This window comes from Thalassobacillus sp. CUG 92003 (genome assembly GCF_013618635.1).
GTDB lineage: Bacteria > Bacillota > Bacilli > Bacillales > Halobacillaceae > CUG-92003.
Map to the genome: position 1 here is coordinate 285,149 of NZ_JABLSJ010000001.1, position 14,431 is coordinate 299,579.

The following is a 14,431-nucleotide window of genomic DNA, read 5'->3' on the forward strand; positions in this document are numbered from 1 at the left end:
AGCAAGGAGGTAATATCAGGTGGCTCATACAACAGTGGAATTGATGAAGAATTATGTCGGTGGAAAATGGGTGGAAGCAAAAAGCGAAAAATCAGAAGAGGTCTACAATCCAGCTACCGGAGAAGTGTTAGCCCATGTCCCTATTTCTTCTAAGGAAGATTTAGATGATGCCGTCGAAGTCGCCAAAGAAGCTCAAAAGGAATGGCGGGAGATAGCTGTTCCAAAACGAGCGAGAATAATGTTCAAGTATCAGCAGTTACTTGTGGAACACTGGGATGAATTGGCTGAGTTAATCACCAAAGAAAATGGTAAGAACTTTAAAGAAGCATACGGAGAAGTTCAACGCGGAATTGAATGTGTAGAATTTGCTGCCAGTGCCCCTTCTTTAATGATGGGAGAACAGTTGCCTTCCATTGCATCTGGGCTAGAGTCGGGGATGTACCGCTACCCAATTGGTGTTGTGGGAGGTATCACTCCATTTAACTTTCCGATGATGGTGCCATGTTGGATGTTTCCGACCGCTATTGTTACAGGGAATTCATTTGTACTGAAACCCTCTGAACGGACGCCTCTGTTGGCAAATCGATTGGCTGAATTATTTGAAGAAGCAGGGTTACCTAAGGGCGTCTTTAATATCGTGCACGGGGCACATGATGTGGTGAACGGGCTTCTGGACAGCCCTGAAGTAGAAGCTATTTCTTTTGTTGGATCTCAACCTGTAGCAGAATATGTCTACAAGCGAGGCACAGAAAATTTAAAAAGGGTACAAGCTCTGGCAGGGGCGAAAAACCATTCTATTATTTTAAATGATGCAAACTTGGAAAATGCTGCTACTCAAGTACTAAACGCTGCATTTGGTTCTGCTGGAGAGCGATGTATGTCCTGTTCTGTAGTAGCGGTTGAAGAAAGTGTTGCTGATGAATTTGTTGAGAAACTGGTACAGAAAACAAATGAAATTAAAATTGGAAATGGTCTTGATGAGAGTGTCTTTCTCGGTCCTGTCATACGTGATGAGCATAAAAAACGCACCTTGCAATACATCGAAACAGGCGAGCAGGAAGGTGCGAAGTTGATTCGCGATGGCAGAGAAGATGAGGTTCAAGAACATGGGTACTTCGTCGGGCCGACCATATTCGATGAAGTAAGCAGTCAAATGAAAATTTGGCAAGATGAGATATTTGCTCCCGTTCTATCAGTAGCACGCGTGAAAAACTTGGAGGGAGCAGTAGAACTAACAAATTCATCTAAGTTCGCTAACGGAGCGTGCATCTTTACAAATAATGGGGGAAGTGTTCGGCAATTTCGTGAAACAATTGATGCAGGGATGCTTGGAGTCAATATTGGAGTGCCCGCTCCAATGGCATTTTTCCCTTTCTCTGGATGGAAGGACTCCTTTTACGGAGATTTACATGCTAACGGGAAAGATGGAATTGAATTTTATACAAGAAAAAAAGTCATTACCTCTCGTTGGGTATAAAAAATTAAAGGAGGAGAGGAAACTCCTCCTTTTTTAATTTTAATTATGGGGTGAACATATATGAAAATGACCACAGCACAGGCATTAATAAAGTTTTTAAATCAACAATTTATAGAATTTGAGGGAAATGAGAACAGAATGTTCAAGGGAATTTCTACGATCTATGGACACGGTAATGTTTTGGGGTTAGGTCAAGCATTAGAAGAAAATCCAGGAGATTTAGAGGTCTACCAAGGGAGAAATGAGCAAGGAATGGCTCATGCAGCCACAGCTTTTGCTAAGCAAAATCGTCGTAGGCAATTAATTGCTTGTGCCTCTTCAGTAGGTCCAGGTTCAGCTAATATGATAACTGCTGCTGCCACGGCTTCCACTAATCAAATCCCCCTTTTATTATTACCAGGAGACACGTTTGCAAGCAGACAGCCGGATCCCGTGCTGCAACAGGTAGAACAGCTGCATGATCATACTTTAACCACGAACGATGCTTTCCGTCCTGTAAGTAAATATTGGGACCGTATTAGTCGCCCAGAACAATTAATGACCGCCATGATTAACGCCATGCGTGTCCTGACCAATCCTGCTGATACAGGAGCAGTGACTGTATCTCTACCTCAAGATGTCCAAGGCGAGGCATATGACTTTCCGGAATACTTCTTTAAAAAACGCGTTCATCGGGTTAAACGTCTAGAACCCGATCAAACTGAGGTTGATGAAGCAGTGAATATCATTAAATTAAAGAAAAAACCATTCATTGTATGTGGAGGAGGAGTCCGTTATTCCGAAGCAGGTGAAGTTTTGGCCACTTTAGCCGAGCAGTTTCAAATCCCATGGGCGGAGACACAAGCAGGGAAGAGCTCTCTTGCTAACACACACCCTCTAAACCTTGGAGGATTGGGTGTTACAGGTAATGCTGCAGGAAATGAATTAGCACGACAAGCAGATGTCGTGATCGGTATAGGGACACGTTTTTCTGACTTTACTACTGCTTCTAAACAACTTTTTCAACAGGAAAGTGTAGATTTCGTGACGATCAATATTTCAGAATACCATGCAGGGAAATTTGATGCCACGAAAATAGTTGCTGATGCTAAAGAAGGGATCAAGTCTCTGGCTGATTCGCTAGAGGAGGCGGGATACAAAAGCAGTTATAATGGTGAAATTGAGGCAGCTCAACAACAATGGAAAGAAGAATTGAACCGACTTTATGAAACGGAATTTTATACGGAAGGTTTTGCTCCAGAAATAGCAGGTCATTTGGATGAAGAGCTTGAAGAGTATCGCGATGTTCTTAACTCCTCTCTTACACAAACAGCTGTTTTAGGAAAGATCAATCACTCTGTTGAAAATGACGCCATTGTAGTAGGTGCTGCAGGAAGCCTTCCGGGAGATATGCAAAGAATGTGGATTAGCAAACAACCAGGAACCTATCACATGGAATATGGTTATTCGTGTATGGGGTATGAAATAGCTGGAGCTCTAGGAGCGAAAATGGCTGAGCCGAATAAAGAAGTGTATGCCATGGTTGGAGATGGTAGCTACTTAATGTTGCATAGCGAATTAGTGACAAGTATCCAAGAAAATAAAAAAATCAACGTTATGCTATTTGATAATGTAGGGTTCGGTTGTATTAATAATTTGCAAATGGGAAATGGTCAACGAAGTTTTGGTACAGAATTTCGTAAAAGAAACCCCCAAACAGGCAAGTTAGATGGGGAGTTGCATAAGATTGATTTTGCTAAAAGTGCAGAAGCATATGGGGCGAAAACTTACAAAGTTTACACAATGGAGCAGTTAGAGGAAGCACTCATAGATGCAAAAAAACAAGCAGTTTCAACCTTGATTGATATGAAGGTGCTGCCTAAAACAATGACAGGAGATTATGCATCTTGGTGGCATGTAGGTGTCGCAGAAACTTCTGGGAACTCAGCGGTTCAAGAGGCTTATCTTGATAAAGAAAAACAATTGGAATCAGCCCGGAAATATTAATTAAAGAGGAGTAATCAAATGATCAATAAGAATAATGTGAAATTGGGAATTGCTCCTATTGCATGGACTAATGATGACATGCCAGATTTAGGCGGGGAAAATACCTTTGAGCAATGTGTCAGTGAAATGGCATTAGCAGGTTTTACCGGAACAGAGGTAGGCAATAAATACCCTAAAGATACTGGGGTACTGAAAAAAGCGTTGAAGATGCGCAACTTAGAAGTGGCAAGTGCCTGGTTTAGTTCTTTCCTGACTACAGAACCATATAAAACTACCGAAAAAAAATTCATCGAGCATCGCGACTTCCTAAGTGAAATGGGGGCGGATGTAATCGTCGTTTCTGAGCAGGGACGCAGTATCCAAAAAGCCAACACCCCCTTATTCGAAAGCAAACCAGTATTTTCTGAAGAAGAGTGGAAAAGGCTTTCAAATGGACTAAATCATTTAGGAAAGCTAGCTCAAGAAAAAGACATGAAAATAGCCTTTCATCATCATATGGGCACGGGTGTTCAAACATCGGAGGAAGTAGACAAATTGATGAGTTTAACAGCTTCGGCTCTTGTACATCTTCTTTACGATTCTGGTCATTTATACTTCTCTGATAAAGAAGCTGTTTCTCTATTAGATAAATATATAGATCGAATTGCTCATGTACACTTAAAAGACGTAAGAGACGATATCGCTACTAAGATAAAAGAAAACAAGTTAACGTTCAAGGATGCAGTTAGGCTAGGGGCATTCACAGTGCCGGGGGATGGCACGATTGACTTTCAACCTATTTTTGAAAAGTTAGGAAAGGTTGATTACCGAGGTTGGCTTTTGGTAGAGGCAGAACAAGACCCCCAAAGGGCAAACCCTTTAGAATATGCACTATTTGCACGCCGTTATATAAAAGAAACGGCAGGGGTATGAAAATTGAGATATGTTAATGTTGGAATTGTAGGTCTAGGAAGACTAGGTAAACAGCATGCAGAAAATTTGGTGCATCGTATTCCATTCTGTAATTTAATTGCTGTGTGCAGTATTTCTGAACAAGAAGTGAATGAATTTATTAAACCCTGGAATGTTCCATATGGATATACTAATTATGATGACATGCTTGCCAATGAAGAGTTAGATGCTGTGTTTATAGCTTCTCCTTCAAGTTACCATGGAGAACAGATTATCAAGGCATTAGAAAAAGGATTGCATGTATTTTGTGAAAAACCTCTTTCTTTGTACTTGTCCGAAGCAGAACGCGTACAACAGATTGTACAAAGACATCCTGATCAAGTATTTATGCTTGGTTTTATGAGGCGTTACGATCATTCCTATCAAACTGCTAAAAAGAAGATTGAACAAGGGGCTATTGGAGATCCCATTTTTATTCGTTGTCATGGACTCGACCCTGCCTCACAAATGGATAACTTTTTATCCTTTGCGAAAAGAAATTATAGCGGTGGAATTTTCCTTGATATGGCGGTGCACGATTTTGATTTAGCACGATGGTTTTTAAATGCGGAACCTAAGGAAACGTGGGCGATAGGTGGAGGGTATGCTCGTCCAGAATTTGAAGAATTAAACGATGCTGAAACAGGAGCAGCAATGGTTAAGTTTGAACAAAATAAAATGGGCATGTTTGTTGCAAGCCGTAACTGCGCACATGGCTATCATATCGAAACGGAAATAATAGGTACAAAGGGGTCCTTACGAATAGGCACCATACCGGAAAAAAATCAGGTTGCTATCATGCAGGAAAGTGGAGTTATTCATGAATGCGTCACTGGATTTCTGGAAAGGTTTGAACATGCCTATTTAACTGAAGCTGAAGAATTTATCAATTGTATTTTGATGAACCAACATCCTGAAGTTACTGTAGGGGATGGAGTGGAAGCGACTCGACTTGGTTATGCTTGCAAAGAATCATTTGAGTTAGAGCGGCTAATTAGTGTGACCTCATACAGGCAAAGCTGCTGAAATCGTATTAATCTTTACTGTATAATGTAATAAAGAAATGAAGTTGAAAGGGTTAGTTTATGAAAACAACGATTTATGACGTTGCCAATAAAGCAGGGGTTTCTATCGCTACAGTGTCAAAAGTCATCAACAACAATGGAAAATTGCGTCAATCCACCAGAGAAAAAGTTTTAGAGACAATGGAAGCTCTTAATTATATGCCTAGTATGATGGCTTCAGCTTTAACAGGAAAGAAAACAGAAATCTTAGGCTTGTTAGTACCTGATATTTCTAATCCGTTCTTTTCCGAAATGGCGAGGATAATTGAAGATCGAGCCAATGACCTTGGGATGAGTCTGATTATTTGTAGTACAGATGATTCTGTAGAAAAAGAACAAAAATACTTGGAGCTTTTACGTCGTAAACAAGTGGATGGATTTATCATTGCGTCACCTTTGAGGACTAAAGAAAGTCTAAAGTTTCTCCATGAAGAAAAAATCCCCATTGTATTGCTGACGCAAGACGATCCAGAATTAGGGTGCCCGTCTGTGTCAGTTGATGATTTTAAAGGGGGTTACGAGGCCACTTCCTTTTTAGCGTCAAAAGGTTTCAAGGATATCGTTATTTTTGCTGAACACGCCCACAGTAGCAAGATGCGTATAGTAGGCTATAAGGAAGCATTAGAAACGCATGGAATAGAAGCCAGTAAAACGAGTATTTACCGAATGACCGGAATAATCGAGAATGGTTATGAGTTAATGAAACAATTAATCGAAAGTAATAGAATACCTGAAGCTGTATTTGCATGTAATGATCTTATTTCGATGGGGGTTATTCAGGCTGCTCGAGAAAAAGGTGTGTCCATCCCTGATGAGTTGGCGCTAGTCGGTTTTGATGACACTATCCTGGCAAAAACGACGGTGCCAGCATTAACGACCATTGCCCAGCCGATTCAAGAGATGGGAAAGAGGGTCGTTGATGTGATTAATGAAGAAATTAAAGAAGGGATACGAATAGAGGAAAGGATTTTGTATAATCCGAAACTAATAATTCGTGATACTGTCTAAGACGGCCCTTGTTAATTAAGAAAGTTTTCCATTAGTTACTAACTTTTGGAAAACTTTTTTTATAGGGAATATCATGAAGTCCTATTTTATAAGGCACAATACTTGAGATAGAATGATGCTGCTAACAGAGTTAAACAGAGATGATGGGACCTAACTTTATATGTATATGCTTATGTTGGACTGTTTTCCTTTCCTGTTTTGTAGATATAATTGCAGCTCAAATACACACCAAGACTAAATAGCAAACCCCCTGTTACCCAATACAAGACCGATATGTTGAAGACTTCATTTACTATATAGCCAAATGTAGGGCCAATGGCAGCGCCCACATCTACTACTACAGTGTAAGTAGTCATGACAACAACTTTGTAGGATGTCGACGCAACATCAGTAGCAAGAGAGTCGGTAACCGTTACAAGCATCGTCCAAGTCAGCTGAAGGAGGAGTAACACCAAAAACCATACCAACAACGGCAACTGAAAGGGGAGGATGGCAAACCATACTGATCCAAGGAAAAGTGCCGTGATTAGCATGGGCGTTCTTCCAGTGGTTTGATCCGATAGTTGACCAAACCGTGGGGCAAGAAAAGGATCCCAACTCCAACGGATAGCCTGGATCATACCCGCAAGCGTTGCAGAGCCAAAGACGATGCCGAATAGACTAATGGAATCAGAATAATTCACTTCAATTAGACGACTCAGTGTCGACATATATATGCCAAAAAACGCCATTGACATCATGAGACCGGAAACCATTACGGGGAGCACATTTTTCTGTAACCAAACGTGCTTATAAGCGCTAATACTGGCGTCCACCCTCTGAGCATTTGTGCTGAAATGATCAGGAATGTGACGAATCACAAAAGGGATGCTAAAAAGAGCAGCAGCCCCAAACATAAGTGTCATGGCTTCAATTCCGATTGAATCAGCCAGGAGTCCCCCTGCAAGCATTCCGGTCAGTCCCCCAACACCCCACAATCCGTTGTACTTTCCAATGAGAAATCCACGATTATGTTGATCGGCAGCTTCCAATACAGTAAGAAACCCACCAAGACGCAGGAACGACCATGCTACACCCCATAAGCACCTCATAAAAAACAAGAGCCAAAACCCATTGGCAACCCCGTAAGAACAGGTTGTGATTCCCGCCAGACCAACGGCGATCAGGATGCCCGTTCGTTTGCTGATACGTTGATAAAGCCAGCCGACGAGTGGATTGAGCGGCAGTCTGACAAACCGATTGATCGATAACAAGATGCCAACTTGCCAGAGAGAAGATAGCCCGAAACTTTTCCAGTAGATTGGTAAAACAATATAAAGCATGGAATCACCAAGCAAACAAACAGCAGTAATCAGGGCGATTGCAACGACTTGCTTTTCAGCATCTGTTCTCATTAAACATTGGTCAGGACACGTTTATTATCCCATCCCTCAACTTCATGTAACATCCCGCTTCCCAAGGTTGCGCTTCCTCTTAGTAATGATTTATTACTATCTAAAAATAAAACAGACATATTATAACCTTCCTTAAATTTTCGCTGCTTACTTATTTTAACTTTAGTTTATCACAAAGCTCATCCTCTTGAGTTGAGGCATTACGTCAAAATCGCTGAAGCATGCACCTGCTATGCAGAAAAGGATTCGGAGCCAGATACGGATTCTCAAGAAGAATCGGACTCCCTAAGTGAAGAAAATCTACGGCTCTTTATGCTGCAGTTTATTCAGGATAGTGTCGACGCCCTTAACCAAGATGATTTCTCAATCGTATTAGACCATTTCGGCTCTAATGGCGGCGCAAAAAACGAATATTCCAGTTATCTTGAAAACATTAAAGACCGCGTTGAACACGAAGATTTCTTCGGAGGCGAACTTCTTGACCTAGAAGACCACGGAGATTATTTAGAAGTTACCATGCTCGAAAATTATGGAATTGAATATACGGATGGCGAAGTGAAAGACGTGCAAAACCGCGCCGTATATAAGGTGACCCGTTCCAATGGTGATTTCAAAGTGAATGAATATCTGAATATTGAGCAACAGTAAATTCTGTACTAAATGTAAAATCCCTCTGCTGAGGGATTTTTTTATTTAGTTAGACATACAAGCCATCTTATGCCTGAAATGATTCGCTTTCCGATGAATGTAAGCTGTTTCTCCACATAATTGATCCGGTTACACAAGAGAGAAAAATTTTCAATCCATGTGGCGGTGGTTACAAGCCGAGTTCGATTTATTTAAGCCGGATAGCTGTTAGAATAAGCAAGTTTCACAAAATATAATCCAGCTGTCAGCGGAGGAATGGTTTACGTGTCACTTTTGGATATAAACGATCCGAATGAAGCTTCGACCAGGCTAGATCATGAGTTCACCGCGCCGAAATCAGCTATGTATGCTCCCACTACAGAAATTTATAATCCTCGGTCATTTTACAAGCCATCTGCTGCGAAATTCGTGCCAACATAGCATCTAACCAATTCGGAGGAGCTGCTCTCAGATTACCGTCGCTCCTGCTGTATTTATCATCGTTCCTCCGCCCAATATCGTCGCACGCACCCGGTTTATCGTCGCACCGCCCCGGTTTATCATCGCACCTGCACCAAATATCGTCACTCCACCATTTATCATCGTTCCCGCACCCAATATCGTAGCACGCACCCGGTTTATCATCGCACCCGCACCCAATATCGTCACTCCGCGATTTATCATCGTTCCGGGACCCAATATCGTCGCACCGCCCCGGTTTATCGTCGCACCTGCACCCAATATCGTCACTCCACTATTTATCATCGTTCCTCCGCCCAATATCGTCACACGCACCCGGTTTAACATCGCACCCGCGCCAAATATCGTCATTCCACCATTTATCATCGTTCCTCCGCCCCATATCGTCGCATCGCTCCGGTTTATCATCGCACCCACGCCAAATATCATCACTCCACACACCATTTCCATCAAACTACCAATTTATCGAGTGGAATTTTAAATTATGTGTTGTATTTTCAGAAATTTTAAAATAGTATGTTAAGTAACATACTGACTAGTTGGTATGTTCGACATTTCATCAAAATATTCATTAAATATGGAGGGTGGACATGCATTTACGGTTAACGGATGAACAACAAATGGTGCAGAAAACGATACGAAAGTTTGTGGAGAAGGAATTGATTCCTTTGGAGAATGAGGTGCTGCGTAATGAGCGGGAAGGGCGGCCGAGTCTTTCGTCAGAGAAGTTGAAGGAGTTGCAGTTGAAGGCGAAGGAGTCGGGGTTCTGGGGGATTAATACGCCGGAGGAATATGGCGGTGCTGATTTGGGTCAGATGATGATGGCGATTGTGTTGATGGAAGTGTCGCGGACGTTTGTGCCGTTCCAGTTTGGGGGTTCGGCGGATAATATTTTGTATTATGCGAATGAGGAGCAGAAGGAGAAGTATTTGCTGCCGACGATCAATGGGGATAAGAAGTCATGTTTTGCGATGACGGAGCCGGGTGCGGGTTCGGATACGCGGAATATTAAGATGACGGCTGTGAAGGATGGCGTTGAGTGGGTGTTGAACGGGGAGAAGACGTTCATCACTGGGGGTAACGAGGCGGATTTTGTGATGGTGATTGCGATCACGGATAAGGAGCTGCACCAGGAATCGGAGGGGCGCAGTGGGGTGACGTGCTTTATCGTGGATCGGTCGATGGGGTGGAAGTCGGAGTATATTCACACGATGGGAGAGTGGGGGCCTGCTGGGCTGGTTTTTGAAAATGTGCGGGTTCCGGATGAGAATGTGTTAGGTGAAGTGAATGGCGGCTATGATCTTGGCTTGGAATGGATCGGATTTGCGCGTTGGGTTGTGGGTGCGCGGGCGGTCGGGATGAGCGAGCGGCTACTTAATATGGCGATCGATTATGCGAATGAGCGGGAAACGTTCGGCAAGCCGATTTCGACGCGTCAGGCTATTCAATGGCAGATTGCGGATTCAGCGGTGGAAATTGAGGCGGCACGGTGGCTTGTGTTGAACGCAGCTTTCACGCTGGATCAAGGTGAAGACAACCGACATGCTGCTTCGATCGCTAAGTTGTACGGCTCGAACATGGGTAATCGTGTGGTGGATCGTGTGCTGCAAATTCACGGCGGCATGGGGTACACACGCGAGCTGCCGATTGAGCGCTGGTACCGGGAAGCGCGGCTGTGGCGCATTTATGACGGAACGGACGAGATTCAGCGTTTGATCATATCTCGTAATCTATTGAAAGGCCATGTGAAAGTAGGCTAAAACAACGATACATGACATAGGAGGCAAACGAAATGGCAGGGAGATGTGCAGGAAGGGTGGCTTTTGTCACCGGCGGGAGCCGCGGGATTGGTAAGGGAATCGCGCAGCGTCTGGCTGAAGAAGGAGCGAAAGTGGCGATCATTGATGTGGACGAAGCCTCGTTACAGGCGACGGAGCGTGAGTTGACGGAAAGCGGATATGATGTGTTTCAGCAGGTGGCGGATGTCACGGATGTAACGCAGGTGGAAGCGGCGATGAAGGCCGCTTATGACACGTTCGGGTCACTCGATATCCTGGTGAATAACGCAGGCGTCATTCGCGATAACATGTTATTCAAAATGTCGGATTCCGATTGGGAGACGGTGATGGATGTCCATTTGAAGGGGGCCTTTAACGCCTCGCGGGCCGCGCAGCAGTATATGGTGGCTAACAAATATGGGCGGATTATCAATCTATCATCCACGTCGGCCCTTGGCAATCGTGGTCAGGCCAATTACTCGACGGCTAAAGCGGGCTTGCAGGGGTTTACAAAAACGCTGGCTATTGAGCTGGGACGCTTCAATATTACTGTCAATGCGATTGCGCCGGGTTTTATTGAAACGGATATGACGAAAGAAACAGCGGCGCGCCTCGGAATTTCATTTGATGAGCTGGTCCAGGCGAGTGTTGAGAAGATTCCTGTGGGACGGAGCGGTAAGCCTGAAGATATTGCCAATGCCGTCGCGTTTTATGCGGATGACCAGGCTTCGTTCGTGAGCGGACAAGTGTTGTATGTGGCTGGAGGACCGAAAGATTAATGAGGAGGTGGCCTTATGTTAGAGGATTGCATCGGGAAACGGTCAACGCCGGTTAAGAATGCCGTTGAACGCGGGGCGGTTAAAAAGTTTGCAGAAGCGATCGGTGATGATCATCCCATTTTTACAGACGAAGAAACGGGGAGGGAGTCGCGCTTTGGCGTCAATATTGCGCCGCCGACGTTTCCGCGGGTGTTTGATTACGGCACCATCCCGGATTTGAATCTACCGGAGAAAGGGCTGATTCACGGGGAGCAAATCTATCATTATGAACGCCCCCTCCGCGTGGGGGAGGACGTCTATTGTCATGCCGAGGTAAAAAACTATTACGAGCGGGACGGGCAAAGCGGCAGGATGGCCTTTTTACAGATTAAACGGTATGGCAACGATCCTGCCGGCGAGCTTATTTTTACGGAAGAACAGGTGGTTATCATTACAGAAGCGGTAAGGGAGAGGATGCAGGCTTGAAGCGTCTACGTGATTTACAAGTTGGCGAGTCCTTGCAGGAGGTGTCCTTGCCCCCGGTATCACGGCTTGATTTAATCAAATATGCTGGCGCATCAGGGGACTATAATCCGATTCATACGATTGATGAAGAAGCAGAAAAGGCGGGGCTTCCCGGGGTCATTGCCCATGGCATGTGGACGATGGGCAATTTGGCCAAACTGTTTACGCCCCATTATGAAGAAGGGTTCATTCAGGATTACGCGGTGCGATTCAAAGGGATGGTTCGTTTGCATGATGAACTGATCTTGAAAGCTGTGCTACAGGATAAAGACACGCTGACGTTCAATGTTGATGCGTCGAATCAGGATGGAAAAGCGGTCATTAAAGGCCAGGTCGTGATGCAGTATCACGGGTGAGGAGGGGTAAACATGCATGTTAAAGACTTATTCGATCTGTCGGGGAAAACCGCCATAGTGACCGGTGGGGGTCGCGGCTTAGGCAAACAGATTGCCGAAGCATTGGCGGAATCCGGAGCTAATGTGGTGGTGTGTTCGAGAAAAGAAGAAGCATGCCGGGACGTAAGTGAACAGCTGAAGAGGCAGGGCACTGAGGCGATGGGTTTGAAATGCGATGTTCAGCACGCAGATGATATCCAGCACGTGGTCGATGCGACGGTGGAACGTTTCGGCCGTATCGATATTCTTGTCAATAACAGCGGGGCCACGTGGGGAGCGCCTGTCGAGGAGATGCCGCTTGAGGCCTGGCAAAAGGTCTTCAATGTCAATGTGACTGGAACCTTTCTGATGTCTCAGGCAGCCGGAAAAGTGATGCTGGAGCAAGGGTCTGGCAAAATCATTAACATCGCGTCAGTGGCGGGCCTTAAAGGTTCTAATCCCAAGTATATGAATACGATTGGCTACAACTCGAGTAAAGGAGCGGTGATCACCTTTACGAAAGATTTGGCTGTTAAATGGGGGCCAAAAGGGATTCACGTCAACGCCATCGCGCCGGGTTTCTTTCCGACGAAAATGTCCAAAGGGCTGCTGGAGCAAGGCAGCGACGCCATTCTTGAGGGTACGCCGTTAAGGAAGTTCGGTTCGGAAGATGATTTGAAAGGGGCAGCCGTTTTCCTGAGTTCAGCTGCGTCCGATTACATGACCGGCGACGTACTGGTGGTCGATGGCGGCACGCATGCGATGTAAAGGGTGCAACAAAAGAAATAAAGGAGTGAACACGTGATGACGCAGGAAGCTGTTATTGTATCAGCCGTCAGGACGCCAATCGGCAAGCAGGGTGGCACGTTGGCTACGATACCTGCTCATATTTTAGGGGCTGAGGTGATTAAAGAAACGGTGAAGCGGTCGCGCCTGGCAGCTGATGATATTGAGGATGTCATTTTTGGCAATGTGTTAAGCGGCGGTGGAAATATTGCCCGGTTTTCCGCTTTACAAACGGGGCTTTCCCTTCATATACCCGGGCTCACGGTCGATCGCCAATGCGGGTCCGGTTTAAACGCTGTGCATCTAGCTGCGCAGGCGATTCAGGCTGGCGATGGGGATGTATATGTGGCAGGCGGCACGGAGAGTATGAGCCGAGCGCCTTATTTGATGGATCGCCCGGAGAAAGCTTACAGTTCAACGCCGCCGACGTTAAGAAGGTCGCAATTGTCCCCGACTGACATCGGTAACCCACCAATGGGTATCACGGCGGAGAATCTTGTTGAACAATACGGAATCAGTCGCGAGGAACAAGATGAATTCGCGCTTCAAAGCCAGAAGCGAATGGGCCGGGCGATGGAAGAAGGCCGATTCAAGGATCAAATCGTCCCCTTACAAATATCGGTCAGAAAAAAGGAACCGATTGAATTTGACACGGACGAGCATCCGCGGCCGGGAACATCGCTAGAGGCGTTATCCCAATTACCTCCTGCCTTTCGCGAGGGTGGCACGGTGACAGCTGGAAGCAGCTCCGGATTGAATGATGCCGCCTCAGCTCTCACGTTGATGTCGCGGGACAAAGCGCAGGAAGCGGGGCTCTCCCCGATGGCGACTGTCAGAGCATGCAGCGTGGCTGGGGTTGATCCGAATATCATGGGCATTGGACCCGTGCCTGCGACAAGACGCGTTCTCGAGAAAACAGGCTTACAACTGGAGGACATTGATCTTATCGAAATCAACGAGGCGTTTGCCGGGCAAGTTCTGGCATGCAACCGGGAGTTGAAGATGGATTTGAACAAAGTGAATGTAAACGGCGGAGCTATTGCCCATGGTCACCCTCTTGGTGCAACGGGTGCGATTCTGGCGACAAAAGCCATCTATGAACTGCAGCGTTCGGGCGGCCGATACGCTCTCATCACGGCGTGCATCGGGGGCGGCCAAGGCATCGCCATGGTTCTGGAGCGAGGTTGAAGTCGGAAGATTGCGAGAGTTTGGCTTGCTTGAGGGTTATCAATAGTGTGTAATGA

Annotated in this window: 14 protein-coding genes; 12 read left to right on the top strand and 2 right to left on the bottom strand. The window is 45.3% G+C overall.

Annotation, left to right across the window (positions count from 1 at the left end; all coding sequences use genetic code 11):
- Positions 1 to 19: 19 nt before the first annotated feature.
- The 5 genes from HOP45_RS01305 to HOP45_RS01325 are packed head-to-tail and all read left to right on the top strand — an operon-like array spanning position 20 to position 6,465.
- On the top strand, positions 20 to 1,477 hold the full coding sequence (locus HOP45_RS01305) for a CoA-acylating methylmalonate-semialdehyde dehydrogenase (RefSeq protein ID WP_181347049.1): 1,458 nt from the start codon (positions 20 to 22) through the stop codon (positions 1,475 to 1,477).
- Between the two features lie 60 nt (positions 1,478 to 1,537).
- Positions 1,538 to 3,463, top strand: coding sequence for a 3D-(3,5/4)-trihydroxycyclohexane-1,2-dione acylhydrolase (decyclizing) (gene iolD, locus HOP45_RS01310; RefSeq protein ID WP_181347050.1), 1,926 nt, complete (start codon positions 1,538 to 1,540; stop codon positions 3,461 to 3,463).
- An 18-nt stretch (positions 3,464 to 3,481) separates the two neighbouring features.
- Positions 3,482 to 4,375 (top strand): myo-inosose-2 dehydratase, encoded by an 894-nt coding sequence (gene iolE, locus HOP45_RS01315; protein WP_181347051.1) that lies wholly within the window; start codon positions 3,482 to 3,484, stop codon positions 4,373 to 4,375.
- 3 nt (positions 4,376 to 4,378) lie between these two features.
- Positions 4,379 to 5,419 (top strand): Gfo/Idh/MocA family oxidoreductase, encoded by a 1,041-nt coding sequence (locus HOP45_RS01320; protein WP_181347052.1) that lies wholly within the window; start codon positions 4,379 to 4,381, stop codon positions 5,417 to 5,419.
- Positions 5,420 to 5,478: 59 nt separating this feature from the next.
- Positions 5,479 to 6,465: a LacI family DNA-binding transcriptional regulator gene (locus HOP45_RS01325; RefSeq protein ID WP_181347054.1), complete on the top strand. Its 987-nt coding sequence runs from the start codon at positions 5,479 to 5,481 to the stop codon at positions 6,463 to 6,465.
- A gap of 170 nt (positions 6,466 to 6,635) precedes the next feature.
- On the opposite strand, the gene HOP45_RS01330 is transcribed toward HOP45_RS01325, so the two are convergent.
- Positions 6,636 to 7,859 (bottom strand): MFS transporter, encoded by a 1,224-nt coding sequence (locus HOP45_RS01330; RefSeq protein ID WP_181347056.1) that lies wholly within the window; start codon positions 7,857 to 7,859, stop codon positions 6,636 to 6,638.
- Positions 7,860 to 8,051: 192 nt separating this feature from the next.
- Here HOP45_RS01330 and HOP45_RS01335 point away from each other — a divergent pair, with 192 nt between their 5' ends.
- The gene (locus HOP45_RS01335; RefSeq protein WP_483316420.1) at positions 8,052 to 8,507 is read left to right on the top strand and encodes a TcaA NTF2-like domain-containing protein; all 456 of its coding nucleotides are present in this window, start codon (positions 8,052 to 8,054) and stop codon (positions 8,505 to 8,507) included.
- A 447-nt stretch (positions 8,508 to 8,954) separates the two neighbouring features.
- Here the strand turns inward: HOP45_RS01335 and HOP45_RS01340 are convergent, their stop codons facing one another.
- Positions 8,955 to 9,395 carry a hypothetical protein gene (locus tag HOP45_RS01340; RefSeq protein ID WP_181347058.1) on the bottom strand — a complete coding sequence of 147 codons (441 nt, stop codon included), beginning with the start codon at positions 9,393 to 9,395 and terminating at the stop codon, positions 8,955 to 8,957.
- 161 nt (positions 9,396 to 9,556) lie between these two features.
- Here HOP45_RS01340 and HOP45_RS01345 point away from each other — a divergent pair, with 161 nt between their 5' ends.
- The 6 genes from HOP45_RS01345 to HOP45_RS01370 are packed head-to-tail and all read left to right on the top strand — an operon-like array spanning position 9,557 to position 14,375.
- A complete protein-coding gene (locus HOP45_RS01345; protein WP_181347059.1) occupies positions 9,557 to 10,726 on the top strand; it encodes an acyl-CoA dehydrogenase family protein in 1,170 nt (389 codons plus the stop codon).
- A 32-nt stretch (positions 10,727 to 10,758) separates the two neighbouring features.
- Entirely contained in the window at positions 10,759 to 11,523 is a 765-nt protein-coding gene (gene fabG, locus HOP45_RS01350) for a 3-oxoacyl-ACP reductase FabG (protein WP_181347060.1), read from the top strand.
- Positions 11,524 to 11,538: 15 nt separating this feature from the next.
- A complete protein-coding gene (locus HOP45_RS01355) occupies positions 11,539 to 11,988 on the top strand; it encodes a MaoC family dehydratase N-terminal domain-containing protein (protein ID WP_181347061.1) in 450 nt (149 codons plus the stop codon).
- Entirely contained in the window at positions 11,985 to 12,383 is a 399-nt protein-coding gene (locus HOP45_RS01360; RefSeq protein WP_181347062.1) for a MaoC/PaaZ C-terminal domain-containing protein, read from the top strand. The genes HOP45_RS01355 and HOP45_RS01360 overlap by 4 nt, the downstream gene beginning before the upstream one ends.
- Positions 12,384 to 12,395: 12 nt before the next feature.
- Entirely contained in the window at positions 12,396 to 13,169 is a 774-nt protein-coding gene (locus HOP45_RS01365; RefSeq protein WP_181347064.1) for an SDR family oxidoreductase, read from the top strand.
- A 36-nt stretch (positions 13,170 to 13,205) separates the two neighbouring features.
- Complete coding sequence (locus HOP45_RS01370) at positions 13,206 to 14,375, top strand: thiolase family protein (protein WP_181347066.1); 1,170 nt, start codon at positions 13,206 to 13,208, stop codon at positions 14,373 to 14,375.
- The last annotated feature ends 56 nt before the right edge of the window (positions 14,376 to 14,431 follow it).

Bases quoted from the DNA above. Each gene is read 5' to 3' on its own strand.
- iolD (WP_181347050.1), top strand. From the start codon at position 1,538: ATGAAAATGACCACAGCACAGGCATTAATAAAGTTTTTAAATCAACAA.
- iolE (WP_181347051.1), top strand. From the start codon at position 3,482: ATGATCAATAAGAATAATGTGAAATTGGGAATTGCTCCTATTGCATGG.
- HOP45_RS01325 (WP_181347054.1), top strand. From the start codon at position 5,479: ATGAAAACAACGATTTATGACGTTGCCAATAAAGCAGGGGTTTCTATC.
- HOP45_RS01330 (WP_181347056.1), bottom strand. From the start codon at position 7,859: ATGAGAACAGATGCTGAAAAGCAAGTCGTTGCAATCGCCCTGATTACT.
- HOP45_RS01340 (WP_181347058.1), bottom strand. From the start codon at position 9,395: ATGATATTTGGCGTGGGTGCGATGATAAACCGGAGCGATGCGACGATA.
- HOP45_RS01345 (WP_181347059.1), top strand. From the start codon at position 9,557: ATGCATTTACGGTTAACGGATGAACAACAAATGGTGCAGAAAACGATA.
- fabG (WP_181347060.1), top strand. From the start codon at position 10,759: ATGGCAGGGAGATGTGCAGGAAGGGTGGCTTTTGTCACCGGCGGGAGC.
- HOP45_RS01355 (WP_181347061.1), top strand. From the start codon at position 11,539: ATGTTAGAGGATTGCATCGGGAAACGGTCAACGCCGGTTAAGAATGCC.
- HOP45_RS01365 (WP_181347064.1), top strand. From the start codon at position 12,396: ATGCATGTTAAAGACTTATTCGATCTGTCGGGGAAAACCGCCATAGTG.
- HOP45_RS01370 (WP_181347066.1), top strand. From the start codon at position 13,206: ATGACGCAGGAAGCTGTTATTGTATCAGCCGTCAGGACGCCAATCGGC.